A 23,542-nucleotide genomic window follows, 5' to 3' on the forward strand; every position below is an offset into this window, starting at 1 on the left:
GTCAATCCCCCGCATCCGAGCCCCAGGCCGCGCCGGCCGATCCGCCCTTGGCGCCGCTGCCGCCGAGCGCACGGGGATCGACCAGCGACAGCACGCTCAGCGAGCCGTCGGTGCGATCCTGCGACCAGGTCACGGTCTCGATCGCCATGTCCTGCGCGACGTCCAGGAACTGGCTCTGCGTGAAGATCAGCGCGCCCGGCTCCCACAGCGTGCCGCCATCGTCGCGGAAGCCCTGCACGGTCACGCTGGCCTTCAGGCTGTTGCCGGCCTCGCGGTCGCGCCGCGTCTGCGCTCGCCTCCTGGCGCGGTCCTTGTCGGTGTCGCCGTCGTGGAACACGATCACCGGCCGATAGCGCCCGACCTCGGCGTCGCGCGCGATGCCCTCGATCTGCAAGGCATCCTCGCCGTGCCCATAGGGCTTCTGGCCGCGCACGATGACGTCGGAATGCCGGCCGGACCAGTTATGATCCGCCTCGCCCTCTTCCATGTTGACGCCTTCGAGGATGGCGCCGGCATGCCGTTTCCTGCCGCCCTTGGTGATCAGGATCGAGCCGTCGGCCTGGCCGACCGGGAACACCCCCTGCTCCCGGCAGAGCTTCTCCAGGCAGCGGAATGCGGTCTCGCCCGGCGTGATGCGATAGATCGGGACCTTGGTCAGCGGTACGTCAGCGGCAATGCCGACGCCGAACTTGTCGAGCGTGGCCGCGATCTCCTGCGGATCCTTGCTATTGAACTGCCCGGTATCGTGCACAGCGCTGGAGTCGATGAAGTCCTGCGACTTGGAGCGGCCGGAGACGGTGATCTCGGCCCGCTTGTGCTGGCCGATCTTCGGCTGATAGCGGTCGACATAGCCGCGGCAGGCCAGCGAGCCGTTGAATAGGATGTCGATCTCCGTGCCGGCCTTGAAGGTCCAGGCCGTGGCCGCGCCGCCCGGCTCGGCTGCGGCCTCGATCTGAAACGACCGCGCCGCGTCCTGGAACGAGGCGCGCACCAGCACGCGCCGCCACGCCGTCCATTGCCGGCCGCCGGCAATGACGGTGACGACCTCCTCATTGAGCATGCCTACCTCGACAGCGCCGTGATCTCGCGCGGCATCAGGAACGGGTTGCGGACGGCGTTGCGCGCGACCAGCTCGTCGGCACGGGTCGGATCGGCGTAGAGAATCCAGGCGAGATCGAGCGAGGGACGCTGCCGATTGCTCTCGACCGTGATCACAGGCGCCAGATTGGCAATGGTGCGCGTGAGCCAGTCGATCACCCTGTCGCGCAAGACCTCGATGGCGACGAACAACGCAGCGTTCTCCGCCCCGTCGGTCTGATAGAGCTCGGCCTCGAAGCGTTCGGCGACCTCGCCGCGCGCGGTCACTCCATCGGGCCGCGCGGCGAAAGTCGTACGCAAGATCGCCTCGGCATAGGCGATCATTGCGGCGAGCCTGACGGCACGGCTTGCAGCCGCAGCATTGTCCGCGGCCAGCCTCTGCGTCGGCGTGAGATAGGCGGCGCCGGAGACCGAGACGGATGGGAATGAGGCGACCAATTCTAGCGCAGCGCGCACAGCCGAGGCCGCCGGCATCGCATCCATGGTCTGCCTCACGAGACCAACGAGGCTGGCGACCGCCGCGGTCGCGGCTGCGCCAGGCACGGCGTCGTTGGTGATGCCTGCCGCAAAGCTCCCGACCACCAACGGGACTGCGTCCCGCACCACCGCCGACACCTTCGGATCGACCGGATAGCTATGCCTGATCACGTCGAGCGCCGCCGCACCTTCGGACAGCGTATCGGTGACGGCCGCCACCACCAACGCGGCCTTGCCCGCTGTTGTGATCGTCTCCGGGAAGCTCTCCGCCAGCACCGACGCGAGAGCGTCGGCCGCGACGAACCCGACATTCTGCAGCAACGGGACCGAGACCAGACCCGACGCTGCACCCTTGCGGACGAATTTGAGCTCAAAGGCCACATAGCCCATCTGATCGCGCTGCGTCGCGCGCTCGAAGCTCTGGCAATGAACCGTCACCGGACCGAAATACGGCACCACCAGCATGCCAGCGCCGCGCGAGGCCAGCGCCGCCTTCAGCGCCGTTGCCAGCGCGTCAGCGCTGTCGCCATGCACATAGGCCGAGCCGGAATAGATCCGGGGCTCCTCGCCCAGATCCTCGACAAAGGGATCGTCGCGGTTCGGGAAGGTGTGCACGACCAGGCCGCGCCCGCCCTCCTCCTTGTCCTGCTCGAAATAAAACGGCACGCCTTTGAACGAGACCGGCCATAACGTCTTGAGCCAGTCGCGGCCGGCAAGAGGTCTCGCCATCGCCCCACCCTTTACTTGTCCATTTTTAGACTAGCAATCTATAATTGATTCACATCAACGACGCGCTCAGGGGAATTTCGCAGTCTGATGATGGTCGAACGAGGGAGGCGCACCATGAGGACTGGAACCGCCGTTAAGATCATGGTCTTGAGTATCGTCTTCGTCGCGAGCTCCGTCTCGCTCTGTGTAGCCGAAGAACCCGGAAAGACTAGGAAAGTCATTGAAGCGCTAATTGCCCAAGACCCAGCTGTAGCGCTAGCAGTCATGGATGCTGCAGCCAAACATCCCGCCATTTCTGAGAACAAGACTTACAGTGGCGAACTCATAAAACAACGAAGACTTCTCGCTAGCGGTATCGACTTCAAATGGGGAAAAAAGAGCGAGGGTCACGAAGCCGAAGAATGCGCGGCAGACCTTCGTCGGTGTGCCGGCAGGGGTGTAGATATGATATTCGACAAGCTCGGAGACGCAATCTCAAGCTGGTGCGAGAAGCATCCGGACAAATGCTAGATTAGCTATTGTGGCGCCATTGCCTCCGGCATCGACCGCCCAGTTGAGCCGGTCGAGCCCGAGGCCGCGTTGCCGCTAGATCGAAACACGTTGATGGCATTCTGAACCCGCTGCTCGATCCGTGTCAGGAAATCCGGCGACGGCTCGACGGTCACCTTGGTCTCCAGCGTCGCGTTGCCGACCACCTCGGCCTTCGCCGGCTCGGCCGAGCCGATGCCCGTGGCTTTCCGGATGTCGTCGATCGTCCATTGCGACGCGAATTGACCTCGGCCGGGGGTGCCGGATGGCGCGTAGCCGAGGTTGGTCAGGTCGCCCTCGATCTTCGCGCGCCTGGCATCGTTCATCGCCTTGAGCTGCGCCAGATAGGTCGGATCACTATCGCCGTAGATTTCTGCAGCCCGTTCCGAATCCGCGATATCGTGCAAGGCGTCAAATTTTTCCGGATGCAGCCCGGCGAGGCTCTTCATTCGGTCGCTTGCCGGCAGGACGTCCCGCCGTGTCGCGATGTCCAGGATCGGCGCCAGCATGGCCGTCATCCGGGTCAGGCCGAACTTCAGGCTCCCGGCCGTACTCTCCCCGCGAAAGATGCTGCCAGCCCCGCTCAACAGCGACGACGCCGAGTCGGCCCCCACAGCACCGGCCAGCGCGGCACCGAAGCCCAGCTCGGCCGCCGAGCGCAGCGGGTCCTTCTTGGCTCGCTCGCTCATGTAGCTCAGCCCGCTCGACAGCCAGTTCATGCCCGTGGTCACGCCGGGCATCAGCGGCGCAGCCGTATTGCCGAGGAGATTGTCGACCTGGGCGCCGATCGCCTTCTGCAGCACCTTGGGGTCGTGCTGCAGGAAGTCGTCGGCCGCCTCGCCGCCCTTGGCGCCGTGGACCAGCGCGGCATCCTTCTGAATGCGCGCCTGCTGCGTCGCAAAGATGCTCATCATCTGCGCGGTCGTCTGCTGCGAGGCGATCGCAGCGATCACCTCCTGGATCTGCGCGGGGTCCTTGACGCCCTTCTTGGCGAGCGCCGGGATCAGCACGTTGTTGGTCCAGGCGTAAGGGTCGGTCGCGCCAGGCTGCAGATACTCCTGGCCTACGATGCCGCCCGGCTTGACGCCCTTGACGTTGCCCGTCGTCGTCTTGATGACCTTTTCGGGATCGAGCAGCCCATAGGTGGAAAGGGCCTCGACGGCCTTGTTCGACATCTTGCCGCCGACGAACTGCGTGTAGAAGCTCGACAGGGCCTTGCCGGCCGAGGAGCCGCCCAGCTCCTGCGCCAGGGTCGGCGCCGTCTTGAGCATGAAATCGTCGCTCAAGGCGTTGGTTGCGGCGCGGCCATATTTGAACATCTCGTAATAGTCGGTCGGCCGCAGCGTGTCGCCGAAGACGTTGATGGCCTTGGCCATGCCGTCGATGTAGTGGTTGAACTTGGCGAGGTCCTGGGTGACGCCCTTGATCTCCATGCCCTTCACGAGCTTGTCGAAATCCTCGCCCAGCTCCGCGGCGTGTTCGGGATGAGCGCCAAGGGCGACCACGCGCAGTTTCATCAGGGAATCGAGGATATGCGTCGCCTCCTCGAAACTGCCGACCACGGAGCGGATATTGCGCGCCGCGTGCATGATCTCCGTCTGAGAGACCGACTTGTAGCGTGCCGAGAGCTTGGCCGCGATGTCGTCGGCCTCGGCAATCTCCTGCGCCGACATGCCCGCGGCGGACATCCGCACCTCCTCGTGCGTGCGGTCCGAGGCCGCCTGCGCCGTCCGGGCCGCGAGCGCATGCACGGCGCGCGAGCCTTCATAGGCCGCCGCAGCTCCAGCGGCCATCTTCGCTGCGCCGCCGATTGTCACCGATCCCCGCTGCAGCCGGCTCGCCTGCCGCTCGGCAACCGAGGCCATGCTCATCTGTTTCTGCACATCGCGGTTGAGCGCATTGGCCGCGCGCGCAATGCGGCTGATCTTGTTCGCGACGGCGTCGAAGGCGCCGCCGGTCGCGTCCTTGCCCTTGATGACGGCCGTCGCTTCGAGGATCGTTCCCATCTACTTCCGCCTCTTCCGCAACGCGATCGCCCGACCGGCCCAATAGTCCAGCTCCGAAAACCCCATCCGCCCGCAGGCCTCGGCATCGACGATGCGCTCGACCAGCACGAGGTAATCGCAGATGACGCCTATGGAGTCGGCGTCGCGTCCTCGAAAAAACTCAGCACCCCGTTCTTGACGGCCATGGCGTCGAGGATCGACAGGTTGTTCATGGCGAGCAGCGGATCGGGCTCGACGATCATCCGCTCGGTATAGGCGCGGATCACCTCGTCATTGTCGACCAGCGCCATGCCGCCCTTGGCCTTGACCCAGGTGCGGGGGTCACCGAGGATCCAATAATCGGCGCTGGCCGGCTCCTGCAGCACCACGGCGGCAATGCGTCCCTTCGGCCCCTCGATGGGCCGCTTGAGCGGAATGGTCTTTCGTTCGCGTGCCATGCGCCCTCCCCCCGCTTAGCTGTTGAGCTTCTGGTATTGCGGTCCCCGGATCTCGCAGCCCTCAACCTCGCCGGACGAGAGGTTGACATCGGGCTCGCCGACGATCCGCGCCGAGGTGAAGATGTGGGTGCGGCTGTTGTCCTCCTCGACGATGGTGACGTCGAGCGTCTTCCGAATCACATCGTTCCAAACGATGCCGGAGCGATCGCGAAACTTGATCTTGGCGCCGAACAGCTTTGGGCTGGCAGTGAAGCAAGGCGAGCCATCGCCGTTCGCCTTGGCCTCGACCTTGATGTTGGTCGGCTCGATCGAGATGTCGGCGTCGCTCGGCGGGAACCGATCGGTGCCGGCGGTGACGGAGATGCGACCGCCGAAATTGCTGTCGCCGGGATCATTGGCCATGGTCGGGGAGCCTCATAGCTGTTGCGGGATGGGCGCCAGGGGCGAGCGCGGCTAGACCGCCGCCGCGCCGGACGCGGTCTGATATTGCAAGTACGCCGTGATGTTGGCCGCGAACACGCGCAGCTGATTGACGACATCGACCGGCAGATAGGCGTTGAGCCGGTTGGCATCGTTCGGGTCGCGCTCGACATTGACGAATTGCGCAAACAGATCCGGCTTTTCGAGCACGCCGAGCGCGACCAGGTCGTTGTAGGCGTGGATCAGCGTGTTGCGGACCGATTTCGGGGTCGCGATCTCGGCCAGGTTGAAGGGGTTGTCGTCCGCGAGCGCCTGCCGCGCGTGCTTGTCGGAGACCGCGGTCTTGAAGTAGCGGGCCACGAACATCAGCTGAAACATGGTCTCGACGTCACGAAAGGTGCCGTCGGCGACGCCTGCGGCCGTCTTCTGGTAGGTGGTCACCAGGCGATCGATGGCGACCAAGCCATCGGAGCGCACCTTGCAGCCGGCGATGCCATCGGCATAGAGCGCCTGGCGATCCGGGATATCCCACCACAGCGACCGGTCGCGCGGCGGCAGCACGCCCTGCAGCACCAGCGTCTGCAGTGGGCGCGAGACTTCCGGAGCATGGCCGAGATGCGCGCTCGCCATCGCCGCCGCAGCGGCCGCCCACTCCCATTCCGGCGTCGGCGAGCGCTGCGATCCGATCACGGTCACATGCTGATCGTTGCGGCTGTTGCCGAACGTGACCAACGCCGACAGAGTGCCGTACTGCGTCGAGAAATAATGCCCAAAGAGCTGCTGGATCGGCGACCAGCGGCCGGCGCTGTCATTGAGGAAATCTCTGACAGCATTGAGCGACACGGCGTCCGAGTAAGGGCCGGCGAGGAAGTCATATTCCTGATCGCCGAGACTCGCGAGCGGCCCGGCAAGGTCGGGAACGCCGTTGCCGCCCGACAGCGGCACCACGACCGTGTTGGCCGCGGAGAGCACATTCGCCTCGTCGGTCGCAAACGTCACCTCCTGGCCGTTGAACACGGCGCCCTTGTGCACCGCCGTCACGTCGACCTTGCCGGCCGTGGCGCCATCCACGGCGGCCGTGATCGGCAAGCCCAAGGCATTGATCGCAGCAGCGGCATTGGCCGCGACGATCGCGGCCGTATCGGAGGCGTTGACCTGGAACGTCACCCGCCGCCCCATGACCCACAGGACGCCGGCACCGGTCACGCCCGGCGCCGTAAGGGTGAGCGAACCAGCCGCAGCCGCGCCGGCGGGATCTGCCAACGGCAGCACCCAGATCGGCTGGAACGGCGCATTCAGGCGCGCGATGCGATACATCGCCACAAGCATCGAGCCGACACCGAACACCGCGGCAGCCTCGCGCTCGTTCTGGATCGGGCCATACACGACGCCGACGGGCGCCGTGCCGGCCGCGAGCTTCTGCCCGATCAACAGCACCCGCGGGCTGCCCTGATATGGCGTGCCGCCCGAATTGATCTCGGCATAGAAGAAGGGCACCAGCTCGTTGCCCGGGATGTTATTGAACAACACCGACATAGTGACGTGACTCCGTGTACGCGCGACGTGGCGCCGTCGGCCGGGTTAAGATCTCTGCATTTTTGGATAACGAAAAGAGATGGACTACGGCACAGCCTTAGATATCTCGACCAGAATGCCCGCGGCGGCGCCGATGGACTCCGCACCCAACAAAACTACTCAGCGCGACAAGCCTTATCGCACCGCAGCAAATGACCCATCGTACATCAGCAAGCCAGTTCATCGAGTTGACGTCGCTGTCGCAATTCACGATCCACCCCAATTGACGCCCACGTACTACTCGAAGCCACCACCGCCTCGTCTGGGCTTTTGATGTATGTCAACTCTTGGTTGCGTCATTATCATTATGCTCAATGCGCGATGATCAGAATTCGTTGTAGCCCAAGCTTTCGACAATACGAGACGTCTAGCCCCTAGCAGCTATTGAGGCACGCATGACTTCAATTCGCTCCATTACAGGCGCCGTGCTGATGGGCTTAATGCTCAGCACCCTTGGACCGGTTGCATTGGCCGAAACAGCAACAAGCCCTGATGTTGAGCAGCTAATGACGCAAGTCAAAGCGACCTTGATAAAGGTTCAGTCTGAGATAACAGCTCAAAAGCTTCCCCCCTTGAAGAGTGTCCAACTTAGCTTGCAAACCGGGATCAGAACAACGGCGGGCGGCAAGATTGTATTCTTTGTAATCTCCCTTGGCGACACTGTGTCGAGTGAAAAAGCGCAAACTTTTAAACTCACCTTGAAGCCTCCGGAAACGAAATCACTGAGCGCCTTTCCGCCGACCGGATTTTCTAAGGAGTTAGCCGGAGCAATCATATCGGTGGCGGAGACGATTGCTCGTTCCTCAACGCAAAAGCCAGTACTGACCCTGACCAATCTTTCTGCCTCTATAAAGTTCGTGTCCGAGACAAACATAGAGGGCGGGATAGCAAAGGTTCAGTTGCTGCCAATATCAATTGATCTAGGAGGAAAGATAACGCCCACAAATACGCACGAAGTCATTCTTGAGTTTGGCTCGACCGAAGGGAGAGGCGACCGATGAGCGCGATACGCCCGCATTATCGTCGCTGTAAGACCCAGGTGTCGATTCGACAAAGCAGCTCGCCTTGTGCTTCTGCCTTTAAACGCTGGCTGTCACGATTTTCATTACTGATGTTCGTACTAGCGGCGGCCGTGAGCAGTAGGGCGTTGGCTCAGAATGTATCTGATCTTTATTCGGAAGCCGAATTGCAAGCCATCGGAAGTCGATATCGTCCTAGATTACGCGCGACGTGGGAGGACGACTTCCTTGCTCGACTCACGCGAGATGAACGGGAGCGGGCCGGCACAGTCACATTGAATCTTCCACTCATAGGCGACAACGGTCACCCTCTCGATTTTTATTCGGTTCCCGAACGACGTGAGGTATCCTTGCCGGTGTCATCCGTAAAATTTGTCGACGACCTTAGCATCGCCTTCGCTTACTATGGAAAATACGGCTGTAATATTGGCCTCGTCTCCGATTACGCCGCAGCTTTACGGTTTCAACCCCAGCACGCAAAAGGTTCACCTCTTGACGTACTCGGGGTGCCTCGTACAGCTATCAACGATCAAGATGTAGATGACGTAGCGCAGAAGATTCTCAAATCAATCTTATTCTTTTTGACTGTCCACGAATATGCGCATGTAATGTATCATCACAAGCCATACGGAGCGATAACGGCGCAGCAAGCCCAACAGCAGGAAATTGAGGCGGACTCGTTTGCATTGAGCATCATGCAACGCATTGCTGTCCCGCCAGTCTCTTTGACTTATCTGTTTCTCGTCTCTTCTCGTTTGGAAGACACTCCAGGCGACTACGAATCGGCCTCCGCTTACGAGCAGTACCTCCGTGAGCGCGCAACTCATCCCGTAAGTTCACTCCGACTTTTTAAGGTAGCAGAAATTATCCAGAGCAATGCGCGTGCTTTCGCTCGACTACAACACGACACCGTAGCGTGGGAAAACCGACTACAGGAGATGGCATCGCAGCTGCAGACAATCGCTAGCGGCCTAGACGATCGCGAAATGCGAAAGCTTCTAAGACAGCAAGCGGAGAAGCTTGATGTGGCGTCGCTTCGGCTTGCATGCAAGCATTAGGCAGATTCGCGCCTACCGCGCGGGCTTCGGACCAGCCGTTTTTCCTGCTAATACCGCGAGTTATCGTCCAGCGTCGTTGATACGTCAGTACATGGAGGGTGCCGTGAGAACGTTTGCGAGGTTCTTGCTATTTAGCTTCGTAGCTTGTCAATGCGCAGCAGCCCATGCACAGAACCCGGCCACCGACTTAATGTGGGAGGCGTTTCAACGGTCAATGCTCGACAAGGATCACTTCGACGTTTGGGTCAACGCCAATGCGTCACGCTTCGACTCGACTTTCCAAAGATGCTTGAATCAAAAGGTGACGGGACTCCAAGCTTGTGCGCAAGAGGGAGAACGGATCTGTCAGCAACTACCTGGCGATTTTCAGGCAAAATGCCACAAGGAAAATCAGTGTGCCGCACTTCTTCTCTGGAGTGCAAGCATTCAAGCGAGAATTCAAAACGCCGTACCTTGGCGTCAAACGTGGCAGGGCCAAGTATTGGACCAGGCCGAATATCAGTGCAAGCAGTATGAGACCGTCATGCCAAATGCGTGCGCTTTGGTTTACCAATTGGCGGCTGAAGCATTTCGCCAGAATGAGCGGGTGTATCGTGGAATTTTATTTTGTCCGTCGGGCTGAGTAAGCGGGATATTCAGAAGCTGATCGATCGCGGCGGGCAACGATTCTTCACGTTCTTGGAGCTTTGCCACCATTGGTCCCGCCGTCTTGGAATCGCGGACGGAACTATCGGACAGCAACTAAGCCACTTCGGATCACCCCATGTTATGTTCTGAACAAGCGCGAGATTTCTGCTGATTCCTCGAGTGCCGACATCCCCGTACCCGCGGAACCGACGCTCCGACGCGGCGCGCTGTTGTGCGCACAGCGCGCGGCTAACTTGCAGGCCACCGGCTCCAGGCATGACGTGCAACGAGCGAACGTTGACGACGGCGCGACTACTGTCGGCGCCTCCGCATTCGGTTGCGCCTCGACCACATCACCATCGCGTAGCCGCCGCGTCCAATATTGCGACAGCGCTTTCCACTCTCCGCTCATGGCGAGCGGCGATTGTGTCGAGGGATCGCGCACGAGCACGACGCCGCCGGCTGCGAGCGGTGCCGGTTTCAGAAAGATGTTATCCATTATCGACCTTGTAGATTATCGCCAGCCGCCTGCACCGGCATGGTGCTGTTGACGCCAGGTTGCGGAGCTGCCTTGATGGCGACGGTGTCGAGGTCGACGCGCGTCGGCATGACCGACGCCGCGCGCGCCATGCCGAGCGCGAGATCGTGCAGATAGGTGCACGGACCGAGCTGTGTCACGATTGCCTTGAGCGCGGCCGGCAGCCGGTCGAAATCTGCCGGCGGCGAGCCGGGCGCCGGATCGTAACAGGCCTCTTTGACCCGGATTCGTCCTCGGATCGTCCGGGCCGCGAGGCGGATGTTTTCCTCGCCCGAACGGTGCTTGATGGTTGAATGCCATTCCTCGAATGGGAGCTTGGCCATTTGGCGGAACAGCGCACCGGTCGGCCCGAAATGCAGCGCGTGATAGATCTGATCTTCGAGCACGCCAAGCGAGGACTCAACCGCCGCATCGGTGTCGGCATAGTCGACGATGACCTCGCCGTCCGGATGGAAGTTGGCGACGACAGCGATTTCGAAGACGAGATCGACCTCGCCCTTGTAGAAGGCGGGGCCAGCCTGCGCGATCTTGGCAAGCGACGAGTTTTCCGTGAACACTGCGATCAGCGGGCGCTTCTCGTCGTTGGTGAGATCATCGAATGGATCGATGCGCGAGTCCGAGACATAGGCGCCAGCGATGGTCGGCCAGGGGCCGTTGCTCGGCAGCATCGCCGAGGGCCGCAGCGCTTCCAATGCAGTCAGCCGCAAGAATTCGCGTGCCAGCATGGTTAGATCCCATTGAGCGTGAGCCGGACAAAGCCCGGCGTCGAGGGCAGCACCTCGTGAATGCGGAAGCGCCGCCCGGTCGCCTCCTGCGTCACGAGATCGCCGGTGCGCGGGCGCCAGGCCAGGCGCGACAAATCGAGCGAGACATAAGGCCGATCGGTCGAATGCCCGGCGCGCTCCGGCTTGACGCCTGCTTGTGCGAAGGCCCCGGCACCGGCGCGGGCGGCGGACTCGCCGAACGGGCACAGCACGTGCTCGACCACGGCACGCGCCGGATCGGAAATCAGCGGCGCGTTGCGATCGGTGTCGTATTTCATCGGGGCGAAGGCGAAGTGCTCGCCCTGGATCCGGTCGTGCGTCACAGCCGCAGCGGCGACCGCACGCGCGAACGGTGACGGCATGGTTCCCATTCCGGTTGAATATTTCCGTCATGCGCGGACTTCGCCCGCGCATCCAAGTCTCTCTTCTCAGATGGGCCAAAAGCGGCCCTTCACCCATCTTCTTTTGAGGGTCAATCGGTGATCCGGAAGCTGATCTGCGCACCGTCGGGCAGGTCTTTTACCTGCTTTGCGAGGTCCCCCGAAAACGAAATCAATTCTGTTCTATCGATCGTCCCGATATTAGGGAGTGCGTAGGCTCCGCCCAAGACGGCGGGGATTTTGAGGCAATAGCATCGATCAGGATGCAGCAGCCCTAACGCTGACTGAGCTCGTTCAACGAGTTCTCGCATAGTCCAATCTTCGATGAACTCGCTAGTGTTTTGCAGCTTTGCAAATTGATCTTCGTTCGTCGCCACAATCTCGCAAGACAACTCCTCCGGACAGATTCTCCAGTATTGCCCATGTTCATCCAGGAAGATCACATTGCCAAATGCATTTTGTAGAACGAGCGCACTTGGACATACGCCCTTCCATTGCCAAGCATCAGCTATCACATCAACGATACGCATTGGATAATGGTACAGGGTGAGACAATGGCCTGACAAGGTTTCGTCGGGTCAAGGGCAAACCGTGGGTGGACGCCGCCAGGAATGTCCGCTTGGCGCCACAGCACCCTACCCGACCCTACGATCGATGATCACGGTCCCCGTCACGTCACCGGCCTGGGCGGCATCGCCGGCCAGGCCGACGCGGATGTTGCCATTGGCCGTCTTGGTGAAATTGAGCGCGGTCGCGTCCCAATACAGCGGATCGCCGAGCGCCCAGGCGGCGCCGGCCGCCTTCGGCTGATCGGCAAATACGCCCTCGCGGACGATGGCGACGGTGTCGCCGGGGTTGGAGTCGTTCATGGCGACGCCGAACAGCGCACCGATCAGGATCGGGAGGCCGCGATTGGTGCCGCCGGCCGGCGCGACGATGTCGATCGTATCGCCCTCGTGACGATAGGTCTGCATGGGAGGTTCTCACTTGCTGTGCGGGACAAGACGAATGGCCGGCGCCCGAGACGCTAGCCACATGTGGTCGAAACGCCGGGTTAGTTGCCGGGGTTCTTGACCATGCCGCGCCAGTCGATCGCCTTGGCGGCGAAGTCGAGCCGGCCCTTGATCTCGATGCCGTCCACCTCGAAGCCGAGCCGGCTTTCGGTGTAAAGGCCCTCCTCGCCTTCGAGATAGGCGTATTCGATGGTGTCGATCAGCGCAGGGTCGGCGAAGACGTACCAGGCATTGCCGGATAGCCGCGCCTCGGTGATCTGCAACAACGAGCCCGCAAACGGGTTCACCTGCGCGTTCTGCGTCGGATACAGGGTCGTGGCCAGGAACTGCTGGCACTCGGTTTCCTTGTCCGGCGACACCACGATGAAGGCCGGGGTCAGGTTCAGCGGCTCGGCATCGGCGGCCTTGAGCGCCAGGCCCTTCTGCTTGCGCATCAGCGACCGCGCCTCGTTGAGCGAGGCAATCGCGATCGCCGCGCCCGTGCCGAGGTTGCCGTGCTTGGCATCGAACAGCGCGGTATTGTCGCCCATCTGCGGATTGCTGAGGATGATCGCCCAGAACAGCGAGGACTCGGTTTCCGCCGCGGCACGGCCGAGCAGCATCGGCAGCCGGTCGAAGGCGCCGAGGTCGTCATTGATCAGCGACTGCCGGGTGATCGCGACGATGCGGCCATAGGTGGCCAGCGCGTACTGTTCCTTGCCGTCGCCGAGCGCCGCGTGCTGGTACTCGCCGCCTTCCTTGACGGGCTTGAACTGCGGCAGGTTGGACAGCTGCACGATCGCCCGGGCCTTGAAGTCCGGCGCATTGTTCTGCCGCGACAGCTTCTTCCAGTGCTGCGGCGCGACCTGGTAGGCCATCCGCAGCCGCTTGGAGACGACATTGGCCAGGATCGCCGGGAAGTCCGATGTCGCCATCATGCCGCCGGCACGGGTCAGGCCGGAGTCGAGCCCGAGCAGGCGCGTGGCCAGCTCCATCTTGCCGAGGCCGCGCAGACGCTGGCCGGTGGTCTGCTCGAAATAGACCCGGCCCATCTCCATCAGCGACATGCCGCGCCACTCCCGCGCGGCGTCGTCGAGCTGGATCGCTTGCGGGTTGGCGCGATGCAGGATCGCGTTCTCCAGCGCCGAGCGCATGGTGTCGCGCTCATCGGTGATCACCTGCACGCGAGCTGAGATCGGCGTCTCCGCGGCGCGGGCCGCGATGGCGTTGAGCACGGCCGAGCGCACAGCGTCGACCGCGGTCCCGGAGTTGATGTGGGTCGCCGCGAAATCGGCCGGCATGCCGTGACGCAGGGCGAGCGTGGTGATCTCGGCGACGCGGGCGCGCTCGGCCTCAACGGCGCTGCGCACGGCGCCATTGGTCGCCGCCGGCTCGGCCGGCGCGGTCACCGCAACCGGCGCGGCGCGGGTTTCGGTCGCAGCCGGGCTCGCGCCAGGTGTGGGGGTTTCAGGCTCCATTGTGGACTCCCTCTGGTCGGGCGCAGCCCGCTTGATGATGATGGGAAAGGTTTCGTCGGTGCCGCGCACCTGGGCGCCGGCATCCGCCGGGATGGTGACGAAGGACACCTCGAACGGCGTCCATCGGGTGGCGATGCGCTTTTCGACATCGCCCTTCTTTTGCGGCTCCTCGACGCGCAACTCATCGATCGCATAGCCGACGGAGACGTTGCGGATGATGCCCTCGGACACCATCGCGAACATGCGGTCCGCGCCGTCGTCGACGCCCTTGCTCGGAAAGCGGATCAGCGCCCGCCCCTCGCTGCCGTCGATCCAGGCCTTTTCGATCACGCCCACCTGGCTTGCCGTGCGGTAGGCCGAATGGCTGTCGAGCGCGGGTGCCCCGGCATTGAGCCTGGTCAGGTTGACGGCCGAGCGGGAGACTTCGAGGATCTCGTCGAACGGCACGGACGTATCCCAGCCGGTCCAGCGCCGGCGCCGCACGGCAGCCCCCGTGGTGAACGTGACCTCGACCGTTCGCTTGTCGTGATCGACAGAGCCGACCGGCAGATCGCGCGTCTGCATCGGCAGCGCGGCCGGATCATTTGCCGGGCTTAGCCCCATCGGACTTGGTTTCGACATTGGTGTTGACCTCGGTTTCGGATTCAGGTCGCGCACCGCCTTTGGTCGAGGCGAGCGCCTGGCGCGGATCGGTGTCGAGAACGATCTTCCGTCGGTCGATCTCCTTGAACCACGCCTCGATCTCGTCGAGCTGCGTGTCGGGATCGACGCCCCAGGCGAGCACGAATTGCGGCCAGGTCATGCGGCCGGAGCGCACCGCGAGGATGTCGGCCTGCATTTCCTTCATGGGATCGATCGGCTCGTTGGCCGGCATGATCCATTCGACGGGATAGCCGCCCTCGCGGCGCGGCAGGATGCCCGTATCCTGCGCCAGGCCGACCCAGGCCTCCCAAAGCGGATCGAGCAGCATCGCGACCAGCGTCAGATACTGGAATTGCTCGATGACGCGCCGGAACTCGATCTTGCCGGCCTTGAGCGAGGAGAAGTTCGCCCGGGTCAGATCGCCGGTGAGCTGGTCATAGGTGAGGCCCGCACCGGCGGCGAGCGCCTGGAACGTCGTGCGCAGCACGCTGTCGAACTGCATCGACGAGGACGGTGAGACCGCCTGCACCTCCTCGCCCTGTTCGAGATAAGCGACCATGCCCGGCGCGAAATTCTCGATGCGCCGCTGCTGACCGACAGCGCCCGCCTGCTGCGTCGCCTGCGCCAGTGTGCGCGCCGAGCTCGTGGTCTTGACGAACGCGGCGAGACAGGCCTCGATCCGCGACTTGACGACGATCGCCTCCTGCAGATCGGCGACGTCGCGGCCCGTGAGCATGACCGGCGCGAGCCAGGGAACGCCGCGCCCCTGCCCGATCCGCTCCTTGCGGTAGGCGTGCAACATCTCGCGCGCGGGAACGCGGACCGAGGCGGACGGCATCACCAGGCCGCGCGCGCCGGGATGGACCGGGAAGATCCAATAGGCGCGTCGCTTTCCGTGCATGTCGTATTCGATGCCCTGATCGACGACGACGCCTTCGATGTCGACAGCGTTGGCCTGCGGCCGTTCCGCCATCAGGATGCGGTCGCGCGAGGCGTCGAGGTGATCCGGCTCGAGCAATTGGATTTCGAGCGGCACCACGCCGCGCGGAACGCTCTCCTGCTGTACAGGCACCAGCCGCGCCAGCACCTCGCCGGACTCGACGATGCAGCCGGCCGCCAGCGCCAGCAGGCCGTCAAAGTTGAGCTGTCCCTCGCGGTCGCATTGCTTCGACCATTTGCGCCAGGCCGCCTTGACCCTGCGGTCGAGCGCCTTGTTGCCGGTGTTCGGCTTCGGCATGATGCCAGTGCCGACCGCATGCGCAGTTGTCACCGACTTGATGCGGGTGCCCCACCAGGTGTTGCGGACGAGATCGCGCGAGCGCGCGCGCAGGCGGTGCAGTGCGGCCTTGGTCTCGACATTGGCCGACGCATTGGTCGCGCGCCAAGTGTCGGTACGCCGGCCGCCCATGGCACCGTCATAGTGGCGGACCTGGTCGAGGCTGACGCGAGCCGCGGCTCGGCGCAGGCCAGCCGTCGGCGCGAAGAACGCGACGACGCGATCGAGCACATTCATGTCGGAAGCCTCAATCGCGGCAGTGCCGGATGTAGGAGACGCGCGGCGGCGCCGCCGAGGGCGACACCTCCTTCACTAGGTCGTCGAGCGTGGCGATCATCTCGGCGCGCGAGCGATACTCGACCTCGCGGCTATCCGGCCCCGAGCCGAACTTGACCCGCCGCGCCCCGGTCGCGATCGCCGCCTTGAGCGCGTCGATATCATCCTGAGTATAGGCCATCGCGCATCACCGCCGGCTGATGATCTTCGCCACGTTCTCAAAGCCGCGCTTGGCGAAATAGAAGCTGACGATGAGGTTGGACGTCGTCGCCGCGAAGCCGGCGAGCGGGTCCGTGCTGCCGAGCCCGAGCACCTTGTCGTAGATCAGCAGCTTGCCGAGATATGCCGCCACGAAATAACCCATCAGCTTGTCGGGCTCGTACCAGCGGCCAAGCTCCGCGATGCGGTATTGCGTGATCGCGTTGGTCTCGGCCGTCTGCGCTGCGATCTCGGCAGCCGCCAGATCGGCAGCCGTCTTGGTGTCGGCCACCCCGGCGGCGACCTTGGCCTTGTAGGACTCGATCAGCCCCTTGATGACGGGGCCGCCGAGGAAACTGAGGATCGCCATCCACACGGGTCAGGCCCTCAACAGCGAGCGAACGCGGGCCGCGATGGTGATCGCCGAGATGCTGGCCAGGATGTAGCCCAGCATCCTCGGATTGCTCTGCAAGGCCTGCGTGACCTTGTCCTTGAGCTCAGCGTCGCCGACGGCCGGCGCGACCTTGTCGAACAGCGCCAGGCCCGAGCCGATGCCGCCGAGCACATAGCCCCACAGGACCGTGACTGACCTGCCGCAGATCGCCCAGGTCTTCGCCCAGAAACCATCGGCCTCGGCGTAGAAGGTCTGGAACGCCGGGATGCGGTGCAAGACCGGCCGCAGCAGCAGCGCGTAGGCCGCGACCAGGCCGGGAACGACCGCGAGCAGGAAAAGGACGTTGCCGAACATGAAGGGCTAGCTCCGCTTGAAGGTGAGGATGACGGTCCGGACCAGGCTCGCGACCAGATCCCCGATCGAGCCTTTGGCTGGATTGGTGATCGAAGGCCGCGGCGATGGCGTCGCAGCCGAGGGCGGCTGCACTGATGGGACCGACGTGGTGGTCGGGAAGATCGAGCCGTCCAGCGCCTTCATCGCCAGCAACAGCCCGGCGCATCCGAGCTGCTTGTCGATGACATCCGGGTCATAAACGCCATCGCGGACATATTTGCCGGATCGGTACTGATCCGTGCCGGCCCAGAGGTAGGGCGACGGCACGCCCCGTCGCGCATAGCCGAGCCCGTTGTACTGTTCGAGCAGCGTCAAGGTGCCGCCGATCGACCAGTCCTTCCAGCGCGCGGCATAGGGCGCGCAGTTGATCAAGGCGTCGACCGCCGCATCTTCCCAACTCGTGAAGGGTCCGCGGCCAGCGGGCACGTGCACCGAGACGCGGTCCCACCGATCGCCCTGAGCGAGCGATGCGGTCCACGATTGGCTGCACTCACGCTCATGGATGACCGCGATGACGTGCCAAGGCACGCCCGTTCGCGCCGAGACGCCCTGATAGCGTGTTTTGCTGGCAGCGAGGCGCCTGGCAACGGCAGAGAAATCGCGTGTCAACCCTGCCCGCTGCCAGCGCGCGAGATTGTCTGCCTTCAACGCGGTGAGATCGAAGGTCATGGGGAGGTCTCAAAAGAAAAGGCCGCCCAAATGGGCGGCCAAGCTGAGGAACAGACGAAGACCAGATACGGGCGGGGTGCCGCTGCTATGCCCAGTCAGAGATTGCGGCTGGTGGTCCGAGGCTGCCGAAACTGGCAGCGACGTCAGCTGTTAGGGGTATACTAGCCGAAACTGCCTTTCATCCAGGAAGGCAGAAATTGACCCTTAACGGAAGTCGGGCTGCTTTGGCCTAGGTGCAAAAATGAAGAAATTTGCATGCCAGTGCGAGCCGCAAGCGGACGTTGGGAACGGAAAAGAAGGGTAAAAAGACGAGGTCGCGGGTGGCCCAAGGCCGGTCGGTTTGTTAGGGTCGCCACGCACAAGGTGGAGCCGTGGAGAAACATGAAATTTCTGAAAGTTGCAGCAATTGCTGCCCTATTTACTGCCGAGCCTACATGGGCGCAGAGTTTGACTGGGCCCCAGAACAACGCCGTTAGATCTGCAAAACAGTACCTCAGCATTTCGGGCTTCTCACGAAGCGGACTAATTCGCCAGCTCTCATCAAACGCTGGCGATGGTTATGATATTGCCGATGCCACCGCAGCAGTAGATAGCCTGAACATTGATTGGAATCAGGAGGCGATAAGATCCGCGAAGCAGTACCTCAGCATTTCGGGTTTCTCGTGCAAAGGCCTCATTAGGCAACTGTCATCGAGTGCCGGAGATGGGTACACCGCGAGTCAGGCAACCTACGGGGCACAGCAGGCGGGCGCTTGCTAATGGGCCAAGGATAAGGACACGGACCATTGCGAGCGGCGCTAGCAGCGGCGGCCCGCCACCGATGGTCCGGGTCTGGCCCTACCCGGACCCTTTGTCGAGGTCAGCTATCCGACCGCTGTCGGTGGGACAGCCGACCTCAAGCTCACCTCAACCACCCGCTGGTGTCGCGACCAATCCAGCCTGAGCCGCGCGGCGTGTCCTGCGATCGATCCGCCACCGGACCAGAGTTGGCATTTGCGGACGGCTCGACCGGCGCCGGTTCGGCCAGATCGGAGGCCGGTCCCTCTCTCGCGATGGCCGCCTCTACCGGCGCGGAACTGACGGCAATCTGCACCGCGAGTGGCCGCGGTGCGAAGAGATCACCTTGGGAGATCGCCGGCGCGCGCTCGCGCGCCAGAACCTTCCATTCTTCCTCGGTCATCGACGACAGGCCGAGGTGATCGGCGATCGCCATGTTGTAGACGCGGCAATCGAGAAAGTGGTTGTCCTGCGTCCCGCGCGGGCGCCATCCCCGCGTCATCCGCCCGCGCGAGCGGATTTCGGCGAGGTACTCCGCCGTCACCTGCTTGAAATAGACCTCGTCCAGAAACTTGCCGAAATGGCAGTAGCCGGGCGGATCGACCTCACGCCCGGCCGATTTGCCCTCGCGTCGCAGATCCTCGTACCAATGCCCTTTCAGCGACCAGGTGCCGACCGGCCAAAGCTTCACAAAGCCGAGCTTGCGGCCGTTGAGGTCGATATCCTTGACGCTCGGCGTGCCGATCGCCGGCAGGTGCCAGCCATCGCGGCCGTCGACCGCATAGGCGTTATGGCGGGTCGTGCACCAGAGATAGACGACATGCGAGCGGAAGCCGGAGTCGACGGCGAAGCCGTCCACCCGCCGCTTGCCGCCGAAGGCGTCGGGCCACTCGCGGTCATACAGCTCGGCAAGCTTCAGGAACGCGCCGGCATTCGCGTTGGTGGTGTCACCCTCCAGCACATCAACGTAGACCACCCAGGACTCGCGGTTCGGCGCCCAGGCGACGACCTCGACATAGATGCCGTTCATCTGCACGTCGGCGGCGGCCGTGAGCATCAAGCCGCGCGGCGGGATGCGCCCGCGCGGATAGTCCTCGCGCCGCTCCATCAGCCGCACATGATCGGGCGCATCGCCCTTGATCTCGAAGGCCTCGCCGAGCGTGAGGTTGTAGAAGGCCTTGAGCTTGGCGGGATCGCCCTGCGCATTGATCCAGCGCTCGGCGATCTTGTCCCAGGGTACGAAGGGCGAGGACATGGCGTCGATATGGTACGACGGAAACCGCCCCGGCCCCGGCGCGGTCGCAACCCAGGCACCGCCACGCACCAGTTCGTTCTTCTCGTGCGCCTCGATCACCACCCCGCAGCACGGCGCCACATAATGCGCCTGATAAGGATACGCCTCGTTGAAGCGGAATTGCGGACCGAACCGAAACGGAAAGGTGCCGCCGCAATGGCGGCAGGTGACGTGCCAATAGCGCTGGTCGCCGGCGTTGAACTGTTCGTCGATGTAGCAGGTGCCCTTGACCGTCGGCGTCGAGATATTGACCTCCTTCCAGTCGCCGGTCGCAAGGAATGACTCGTAGCGCGCCTCGATCATGGTGTGCGGCGAGCCTTGGCCGTCGAGATCGGCCGGATATTCGCTCGCCTCGTCCTTGATGATCTTGCGCTTGGTCTTGGAGCGCAGATCGGCCGTCGAGTTGGCGATCGCCAGCGCCATCGAACCGCCCGGATAGCGCTTCAGGTAGGTCGTCGAGCCCTCGCCCGAGCGCGACACCTGCGGTTTGACCTTGGCTTTCAGCGCCACCGACTGCTCGATCGCGGGATTGAGCTTGTCGGCGATGAAGTCGGCCAGCGCGCCGTCGGTCGGCTGCACCAGCAGGATGCCGCCGCTCGGATCGGTGTCGATCGAGGATCCGACGATGGCGATCGCCATCACCGTGAAGCCGGTCTGCGCGCTCTTGCGAATCACCTCCTTGTTGACCGACGACTCCGGGCCGCTGTTGTTCAACGGCTCGACCACGTAAGGCGTCAGCGCCGGGTCCCATTTCTCGTTGGCGCGCGGCCCGTCCGGCACGATCAGGTTCTGCGCGGCCCACTCGGCCGGCAGCACCTTGCGCGGCGGCGCGACCAGAGAGCGGATCTCGCTGACGAACAGCGCGACGCCGGAGTTCTTGAAGTGCAACATGGTCCGGCCTGGTTATGCCGGCTCGCCCGCCTCTCCCGGCTCGATCATTGATGGCTGCGCGGTCGCCTCGATCGCGCCCATCGCCTCAGCGATCGCCGCGCTCATGTCCCGCGCGACGTCCTTGAGCGCGGCACGCGCGCCCTGCACGCCGTCCCTGACGACAGCGGCGGCCACGGCTTCGGCCGATGTCGGCAGGCGGTCGACGATCCGGATGATGGCCTCGGCGGCCTGCATGCCGGCTTCCCTCACCTCCGCGACCGGCACGAGTCGGCCGAGCCGCTCCTCAAGGTCGAGGAATTTCAGATCGGCCGCATATTGCGCCGCGCGCGCCTGGTGATCGCGAAGCACCGGCGAGGCCGGCATCTCCCAGGCCTCGAGTTCCGCCCGCGTCTCGGCAGCCCCCTCCTTGACCGCGTCCCCGACCTCGCCGACGGCCCGATCGAACTGCGCGAGGTTCACGAGCTTGGTGCCGTTCGGCCCCGGCCTGGTTTCGAGCCGGCCCTCGCCGACCAGCGCATCGACCCGTTTCGCAATCGCCTGCCGCGATTTCCCCTTCTGCCGCGCGATCTCCGACACGGATAGCCACAGCCCGGCATCAAGAGCGAGGAGCCCATCCATGCGTGTCAACCTGTCAACCGTGTCAACCCAGAATTCGACTTTTGCGGCTGGCGAAATTTCGGGGCGCGCTTGGGCCGTGCGCGGCCGGGGGGTGGGGAAGGACCCGCGGCGGCCTGGGCACCTGCTTCATCCGAACGGCCCTGTCGGGCGTCACGGTGCCTCCCAAAGCCGATGGCGCTATGGAAACGTCCGCTTTCGGGGCGAAGCGCGCGTGGTTTCGACCGCTGTCGGCTCAGCCCGGTTACGACTGACCCGAAGCCGACGTGCCACGAAGCACTCATCCAACCCTTTCCAGCCAAATAACGGAGCTATACAGGAGAGTATCGTCCGATTGCGCGCCCTTGTGTTCTGAGGCTAAAGATGGATACGCTTGTAGCTCTGCATCGATATCTTTTTATCGGTAGCGCAATCGCCTGGGGTCTCTATCCGCTCCGAGCATACTGGAGACTCTACGACCTATACAAACGCCTTGATGAGCAGACGTCGAAGGTGGGCTTTTTCTGGTTCTCTTTCTACGTGCAATCGCCTTGGTTTGGGTTTCGCGGACAAGAGCTTCTCGACCGGCTGCCGCAAGATCTCCGGGCCCAGGCGTCAGCCATACGAAATCGGCAAAGGCGCGAGATCAATGTGATCTTCTTGTGGATAGTCATTCTCGTACTGGTTGGGGTTCTTCTGACGAAGCTGTCGCATAGCTAGGTGCCCACCGTAAGGAGTCGGTCCGCCTTTGACCCGTTGAAGACGTTCGGCATCGCTGGTTACAAGAGAATCGTGGTTTCAGCGTGTGAGCGTCGCTATGAACGAAAAGGTCGCGGAAGGTACTTGGTACTACGACGGCAGTGTTCCGAGGCGTATCGCCATTTACAAGAAGGAAGCCCGTCTCGCGTCGTCTCGATTTAACCGCGATACCGATGATGAGCCGTCGATAGATGAGAGCCGACCAATACCCGAAACGAAGGATGGGTTCTTATACTATTGCCTGCTTGGAAATTCGGGCGAACATCTCTCCCTCGCCGAGGCGAAAGCCTGGGCGGACGCACAGCCGTGGGGCCCCGTGAACTGGGACGACGATCCCGGGCCAGCCTTCCCGGAGTTGCCGGGGTGGCGCTTCACCCTTACGGAGACATCTTTTGGTGTTTATCGAGCTGAGGGTTTCCACGATGATGGTCGCTCTGTCAGCCGCTTGGGCCACGACCTGCCCATGCTAATCAGAGAGACAGCGCACGACGCGAAAACCCTTCCGAGGCGCAAAACAAGATAGTTGGCGGCAAGCTTGGTCGCAATTGGGCTAGAGCGACGCGAGCAAGCCGCGTCCCATTCAATTGGGCAAAAGCTGCCGCTACGCATGGCCGCCAAGGATGGCCGCGATCTCGTGCTGCAACCGCGCGGGCAAGATGGTCGCAACCGAGCGCAGGAAGGTGTCCTTGGTCGTGCCGGAGATCATCTCGGTCGGGATGAACAGGCCTGATCGTTGCTTCACGATCGGCACGCGGCTGGCGCCGGTGCGCTTGAAGACCTGCCCGCCGAGGTCGAGGCCGACGCGATGCGGGAAACGACCGCCCTTGATGAAGGCGCCGGTGAACACGCGGCGATGATTCCAGGGCGCAGCGGAGACGCCCTTCCGTGTCTCGCGCGCGCCGAAATACTTCAACGAGACATCGCCGCCGCGCGACTTGAGCGCATAGGTCGAGCCGCTCGGCTTCTTCTTGACGGCCCGCACGATCACCGGACGCTTCAATCCGGTCTGCGCCGTCAGCGATCGCACCACGCGGGTCGCGGTCATGTCGCCGGTCCGGCGCACGGCGCGGCCGATCGCGGCCGGCGCCTTCTGCTCGGCCAACTTGAACAGCTCGGCCAGGTGCTTGACCTGCGATGCGTCGATTTCGAGCGTCGAGAACGCCATCGCTATGACCTCTTGAGGCTTGCCCGAAGGCTGGCCAGCCGTTCCGCCGCCGCCGCGCGCAATGCGCCAGAGCGCGCATCCTCGATCA

26 protein-coding genes are annotated in these 23,542 nt (G+C 63.2%); 6 read left to right on the plus strand and 20 right to left on the minus strand.

The genetic code is table 11. The features are described 5' to 3' along the window. Nucleotide 1: 1 nt before the first annotated feature. Together ACQR0U_RS14330 and ACQR0U_RS14335 are read right to left on the minus strand one after the other, a co-directional pair. Nucleotides 2–1,060 carry a phage baseplate assembly protein gene (locus ACQR0U_RS14330; protein ID WP_434843392.1) on the minus strand — a complete coding sequence of 353 codons (1,059 nt, stop codon included), beginning with the start codon at nucleotides 1,058–1,060 and terminating at the stop codon, nucleotides 2–4. A gap of 2 nt (nucleotides 1,061–1,062) precedes the next feature. Beyond that, entirely contained in the window at nucleotides 1,063–2,304 is a 1,242-nt protein-coding gene (locus ACQR0U_RS14335; RefSeq protein WP_434843393.1) for a DNA circularization N-terminal domain-containing protein, read from the minus strand. 114 nt (nucleotides 2,305–2,418) lie between these two features. On the opposite strand from ACQR0U_RS14335, the gene ACQR0U_RS14340 reads away from it, so the two are divergent. Continuing rightward, nucleotides 2,419–2,814, plus strand: coding sequence for a hypothetical protein (locus ACQR0U_RS14340; protein ID WP_434843394.1), 396 nt, complete (start codon nucleotides 2,419–2,421; stop codon nucleotides 2,812–2,814). Nucleotides 2,815–2,819: 5 nt separating this feature from the next. Here the strand turns inward: ACQR0U_RS14340 and ACQR0U_RS14345 are convergent, their stop codons facing one another. From ACQR0U_RS14345 to ACQR0U_RS14360, 4 genes are all read right to left on the minus strand, one after another. Beyond that, nucleotides 2,820–4,838, minus strand: coding sequence for a hypothetical protein (locus ACQR0U_RS14345; protein WP_434843395.1), 2,019 nt, complete (start codon nucleotides 4,836–4,838; stop codon nucleotides 2,820–2,822). 128 nt (nucleotides 4,839–4,966) lie between these two features. Next, a complete protein-coding gene (locus ACQR0U_RS14350) occupies nucleotides 4,967–5,275 on the minus strand; it encodes a hypothetical protein (protein ID WP_315731035.1) in 309 nt (102 codons plus the stop codon). Nucleotides 5,276–5,290: 15 nt separating this feature from the next. Beyond that, on the minus strand, nucleotides 5,291–5,677 hold the full coding sequence (locus ACQR0U_RS14355; protein ID WP_315792457.1) for a hypothetical protein: 387 nt from the start codon (nucleotides 5,675–5,677) through the stop codon (nucleotides 5,291–5,293). Nucleotides 5,678–5,728: 51 nt separating this feature from the next. Then, complete coding sequence (locus tag ACQR0U_RS14360; RefSeq protein WP_434843396.1) at nucleotides 5,729–7,231, minus strand: phage tail sheath subtilisin-like domain-containing protein; 1,503 nt, start codon at nucleotides 7,229–7,231, stop codon at nucleotides 5,729–5,731. 434 nt (nucleotides 7,232–7,665) lie between these two features. Between ACQR0U_RS14360 and ACQR0U_RS14365 the strand changes: the two genes are divergently transcribed. The 3 genes from ACQR0U_RS14365 (at nucleotide 7,666) to ACQR0U_RS14375 (ending at nucleotide 9,969) form a co-directional block, all read left to right on the plus strand. Then, nucleotides 7,666–8,271, plus strand: coding sequence for a trypco2 family protein (locus tag ACQR0U_RS14365; RefSeq protein WP_434843397.1), 606 nt, complete (start codon nucleotides 7,666–7,668; stop codon nucleotides 8,269–8,271). Continuing rightward, nucleotides 8,268–9,347 carry a hypothetical protein gene (locus ACQR0U_RS14370; protein ID WP_434843398.1) on the plus strand — a complete coding sequence of 360 codons (1,080 nt, stop codon included), beginning with the start codon at nucleotides 8,268–8,270 and terminating at the stop codon, nucleotides 9,345–9,347. Before ACQR0U_RS14365 ends, ACQR0U_RS14370 begins: the two co-directional genes overlap by 4 nt. A 103-nt stretch (nucleotides 9,348–9,450) precedes the next feature. Continuing rightward, a complete protein-coding gene (locus tag ACQR0U_RS14375) occupies nucleotides 9,451–9,969 on the plus strand; it encodes a hypothetical protein (RefSeq protein WP_434872180.1) in 519 nt (172 codons plus the stop codon). Between the two features lie 144 nt (nucleotides 9,970–10,113). Here ACQR0U_RS14375 and ACQR0U_RS14380 read toward each other — a convergent pair whose 3' ends face one another. The 11 genes from ACQR0U_RS14380 to ACQR0U_RS14430 form a co-directional block, all read right to left on the minus strand. Continuing rightward, complete coding sequence (locus ACQR0U_RS14380; protein WP_434843400.1) at nucleotides 10,114–10,473, minus strand: DUF2635 domain-containing protein; 360 nt, start codon at nucleotides 10,471–10,473, stop codon at nucleotides 10,114–10,116. Beyond that, nucleotides 10,473–11,237, minus strand: coding sequence for a hypothetical protein (locus tag ACQR0U_RS14385; RefSeq protein ID WP_434843401.1), 765 nt, complete (start codon nucleotides 11,235–11,237; stop codon nucleotides 10,473–10,475). Before ACQR0U_RS14385 ends, ACQR0U_RS14380 begins: the two co-directional genes overlap by 1 nt. A gap of 2 nt (nucleotides 11,238–11,239) precedes the next feature. Beyond that, nucleotides 11,240–11,638 carry a hypothetical protein gene (locus ACQR0U_RS14390; protein ID WP_434843402.1) on the minus strand — a complete coding sequence of 133 codons (399 nt, stop codon included), beginning with the start codon at nucleotides 11,636–11,638 and terminating at the stop codon, nucleotides 11,240–11,242. 110 nt (nucleotides 11,639–11,748) lie between these two features. Continuing rightward, nucleotides 11,749–12,186, minus strand: coding sequence for a T6SS immunity protein Tdi1 domain-containing protein (locus ACQR0U_RS14395; protein WP_434843403.1), 438 nt, complete (start codon nucleotides 12,184–12,186; stop codon nucleotides 11,749–11,751). A gap of 105 nt (nucleotides 12,187–12,291) precedes the next feature. Next, nucleotides 12,292–12,630, minus strand: a complete 339-nt coding sequence (locus ACQR0U_RS14400) for a DUF2190 family protein (RefSeq protein WP_434843404.1) — start codon at nucleotides 12,628–12,630, stop codon at nucleotides 12,292–12,294. A gap of 80 nt (nucleotides 12,631–12,710) precedes the next feature. Beyond that, nucleotides 12,711–14,747 carry a prohead protease/major capsid protein fusion protein gene (locus ACQR0U_RS14405; RefSeq protein ID WP_434843405.1) on the minus strand — a complete coding sequence of 679 codons (2,037 nt, stop codon included), beginning with the start codon at nucleotides 14,745–14,747 and terminating at the stop codon, nucleotides 12,711–12,713. Continuing rightward, nucleotides 14,707–16,281, minus strand: coding sequence for a phage portal protein (locus ACQR0U_RS14410; RefSeq protein WP_434843406.1), 1,575 nt, complete (start codon nucleotides 16,279–16,281; stop codon nucleotides 14,707–14,709). The genes ACQR0U_RS14405 and ACQR0U_RS14410 overlap by 41 nt, the downstream gene beginning before the upstream one ends. 10 nt (nucleotides 16,282–16,291) lie before the next feature. Continuing rightward, nucleotides 16,292–16,501, minus strand: coding sequence for a phage head-tail joining protein (locus ACQR0U_RS14415; RefSeq protein ID WP_315751514.1), 210 nt, complete (start codon nucleotides 16,499–16,501; stop codon nucleotides 16,292–16,294). Between the two features lie 6 nt (nucleotides 16,502–16,507). Next, on the minus strand, nucleotides 16,508–16,894 hold the full coding sequence (locus tag ACQR0U_RS14420; RefSeq protein WP_434843407.1) for a hypothetical protein: 387 nt from the start codon (nucleotides 16,892–16,894) through the stop codon (nucleotides 16,508–16,510). A 3-nt stretch (nucleotides 16,895–16,897) separates the two neighbouring features. Then, on the minus strand, nucleotides 16,898–17,266 hold the full coding sequence (locus ACQR0U_RS14425) for a hypothetical protein (protein ID WP_315759715.1): 369 nt from the start codon (nucleotides 17,264–17,266) through the stop codon (nucleotides 16,898–16,900). Nucleotides 17,267–17,272: 6 nt separating this feature from the next. Further along, nucleotides 17,273–17,974: a hypothetical protein gene (locus tag ACQR0U_RS14430; protein ID WP_434843408.1), complete on the minus strand. Its 702-nt coding sequence runs from the start codon at nucleotides 17,972–17,974 to the stop codon at nucleotides 17,273–17,275. A gap of 381 nt (nucleotides 17,975–18,355) precedes the next feature. Between ACQR0U_RS14430 and ACQR0U_RS14435 the strand changes: the two genes are divergently transcribed. Next, nucleotides 18,356–18,733, plus strand: coding sequence for an Ltp family lipoprotein (locus ACQR0U_RS14435; protein ID WP_434843409.1), 378 nt, complete (start codon nucleotides 18,356–18,358; stop codon nucleotides 18,731–18,733). Nucleotides 18,734–18,875: 142 nt separating this feature from the next. Here the strand turns inward: ACQR0U_RS14435 and ACQR0U_RS14440 are convergent, their stop codons facing one another. Together ACQR0U_RS14440 and ACQR0U_RS14445 are read right to left on the minus strand one after the other, a co-directional pair. Further along, nucleotides 18,876–20,936, minus strand: a complete 2,061-nt coding sequence (locus tag ACQR0U_RS14440; RefSeq protein ID WP_434843410.1) for a phage terminase large subunit family protein — start codon at nucleotides 20,934–20,936, stop codon at nucleotides 18,876–18,878. A gap of 12 nt (nucleotides 20,937–20,948) precedes the next feature. Beyond that, nucleotides 20,949–21,554: a hypothetical protein gene (locus ACQR0U_RS14445; RefSeq protein ID WP_434843411.1), complete on the minus strand. Its 606-nt coding sequence runs from the start codon at nucleotides 21,552–21,554 to the stop codon at nucleotides 20,949–20,951. Between the two features lie 793 nt (nucleotides 21,555–22,347). On the opposite strand from ACQR0U_RS14445, the gene ACQR0U_RS14450 reads away from it, so the two are divergent. Then, on the plus strand, nucleotides 22,348–22,812 hold the full coding sequence (locus tag ACQR0U_RS14450; protein WP_434843412.1) for a hypothetical protein: 465 nt from the start codon (nucleotides 22,348–22,350) through the stop codon (nucleotides 22,810–22,812). A 78-nt stretch (nucleotides 22,813–22,890) separates the two neighbouring features. Here the strand turns inward: ACQR0U_RS14450 and ACQR0U_RS14455 are convergent, their stop codons facing one another. Beyond that, nucleotides 22,891–23,454 (minus strand): hypothetical protein, encoded by a 564-nt coding sequence (locus ACQR0U_RS14455; RefSeq protein WP_434843413.1) that lies wholly within the window; start codon nucleotides 23,452–23,454, stop codon nucleotides 22,891–22,893. Nucleotides 23,455–23,542: the final 88 nt, after the last annotated feature.

This window comes from Bradyrhizobium sp. HKCCYLRH3097 (assembly GCF_051167875.1).
Taxonomy (GTDB): domain Bacteria; phylum Pseudomonadota; class Alphaproteobacteria; order Rhizobiales; family Xanthobacteraceae; genus Bradyrhizobium.

Excerpts from the sequence above, each read along its gene's own strand:
- ACQR0U_RS14330 (WP_434843392.1), bottom strand. The coding sequence starts at position 1,060 with ATGCTCAATGAGGAGGTCGTCACCGTCATTGCCGGCGGCCGGCAATGG.
- ACQR0U_RS14335 (WP_434843393.1), bottom strand. The coding sequence starts at position 2,304 with ATGGCGAGACCTCTTGCCGGCCGCGACTGGCTCAAGACGTTATGGCCG.
- ACQR0U_RS14340 (WP_434843394.1), top strand. The coding sequence starts at position 2,419 with ATGAGGACTGGAACCGCCGTTAAGATCATGGTCTTGAGTATCGTCTTC.
- ACQR0U_RS14345 (WP_434843395.1), bottom strand. The coding sequence starts at position 4,838 with ATGGGAACGATCCTCGAAGCGACGGCCGTCATCAAGGGCAAGGACGCG.
- ACQR0U_RS14350 (WP_315731035.1), bottom strand. The coding sequence starts at position 5,275 with ATGGCACGCGAACGAAAGACCATTCCGCTCAAGCGGCCCATCGAGGGG.
- ACQR0U_RS14355 (WP_315792457.1), bottom strand. The coding sequence starts at position 5,677 with ATGGCCAATGATCCCGGCGACAGCAATTTCGGCGGTCGCATCTCCGTC.
- ACQR0U_RS14360 (WP_434843396.1), bottom strand. The coding sequence starts at position 7,231 with ATGTCGGTGTTGTTCAATAACATCCCGGGCAACGAGCTGGTGCCCTTC.
- ACQR0U_RS14365 (WP_434843397.1), top strand. The coding sequence starts at position 7,666 with ATGACTTCAATTCGCTCCATTACAGGCGCCGTGCTGATGGGCTTAATG.
- ACQR0U_RS14370 (WP_434843398.1), top strand. The coding sequence starts at position 8,268 with ATGAGCGCGATACGCCCGCATTATCGTCGCTGTAAGACCCAGGTGTCG.
- ACQR0U_RS14380 (WP_434843400.1), bottom strand. The coding sequence starts at position 10,473 with ATGGATAACATCTTTCTGAAACCGGCACCGCTCGCAGCCGGCGGCGTC.
- ACQR0U_RS14385 (WP_434843401.1), bottom strand. The coding sequence starts at position 11,237 with ATGCTGGCACGCGAATTCTTGCGGCTGACTGCATTGGAAGCGCTGCGG.
- ACQR0U_RS14390 (WP_434843402.1), bottom strand. The coding sequence starts at position 11,638 with ATGCCGTCACCGTTCGCGCGTGCGGTCGCCGCTGCGGCTGTGACGCAC.
- ACQR0U_RS14395 (WP_434843403.1), bottom strand. The coding sequence starts at position 12,186 with ATGCGTATCGTTGATGTGATAGCTGATGCTTGGCAATGGAAGGGCGTA.
- ACQR0U_RS14400 (WP_434843404.1), bottom strand. The coding sequence starts at position 12,630 with ATGCAGACCTATCGTCACGAGGGCGATACGATCGACATCGTCGCGCCG.
- ACQR0U_RS14405 (WP_434843405.1), bottom strand. The coding sequence starts at position 14,747 with ATGTCGAAACCAAGTCCGATGGGGCTAAGCCCGGCAAATGATCCGGCC.
- ACQR0U_RS14410 (WP_434843406.1), bottom strand. The coding sequence starts at position 16,281 with ATGAATGTGCTCGATCGCGTCGTCGCGTTCTTCGCGCCGACGGCTGGC.
- ACQR0U_RS14415 (WP_315751514.1), bottom strand. The coding sequence starts at position 16,501 with ATGGCCTATACTCAGGATGATATCGACGCGCTCAAGGCGGCGATCGCG.
- ACQR0U_RS14425 (WP_315759715.1), bottom strand. The coding sequence starts at position 17,266 with ATGTTCGGCAACGTCCTTTTCCTGCTCGCGGTCGTTCCCGGCCTGGTC.
- ACQR0U_RS14430 (WP_434843408.1), bottom strand. The coding sequence starts at position 17,974 with ATGACCTTCGATCTCACCGCGTTGAAGGCAGACAATCTCGCGCGCTGG.
- ACQR0U_RS14435 (WP_434843409.1), top strand. The coding sequence starts at position 18,356 with ATGAAATTTCTGAAAGTTGCAGCAATTGCTGCCCTATTTACTGCCGAG.
- ACQR0U_RS14440 (WP_434843410.1), bottom strand. The coding sequence starts at position 20,936 with ATGTTGCACTTCAAGAACTCCGGCGTCGCGCTGTTCGTCAGCGAGATC.
- ACQR0U_RS14445 (WP_434843411.1), bottom strand. The coding sequence starts at position 21,554 with ATGGATGGGCTCCTCGCTCTTGATGCCGGGCTGTGGCTATCCGTGTCG.
- ACQR0U_RS14450 (WP_434843412.1), top strand. The coding sequence starts at position 22,348 with ATGAACGAAAAGGTCGCGGAAGGTACTTGGTACTACGACGGCAGTGTT.
- ACQR0U_RS14455 (WP_434843413.1), bottom strand. The coding sequence starts at position 23,454 with ATGGCGTTCTCGACGCTCGAAATCGACGCATCGCAGGTCAAGCACCTG.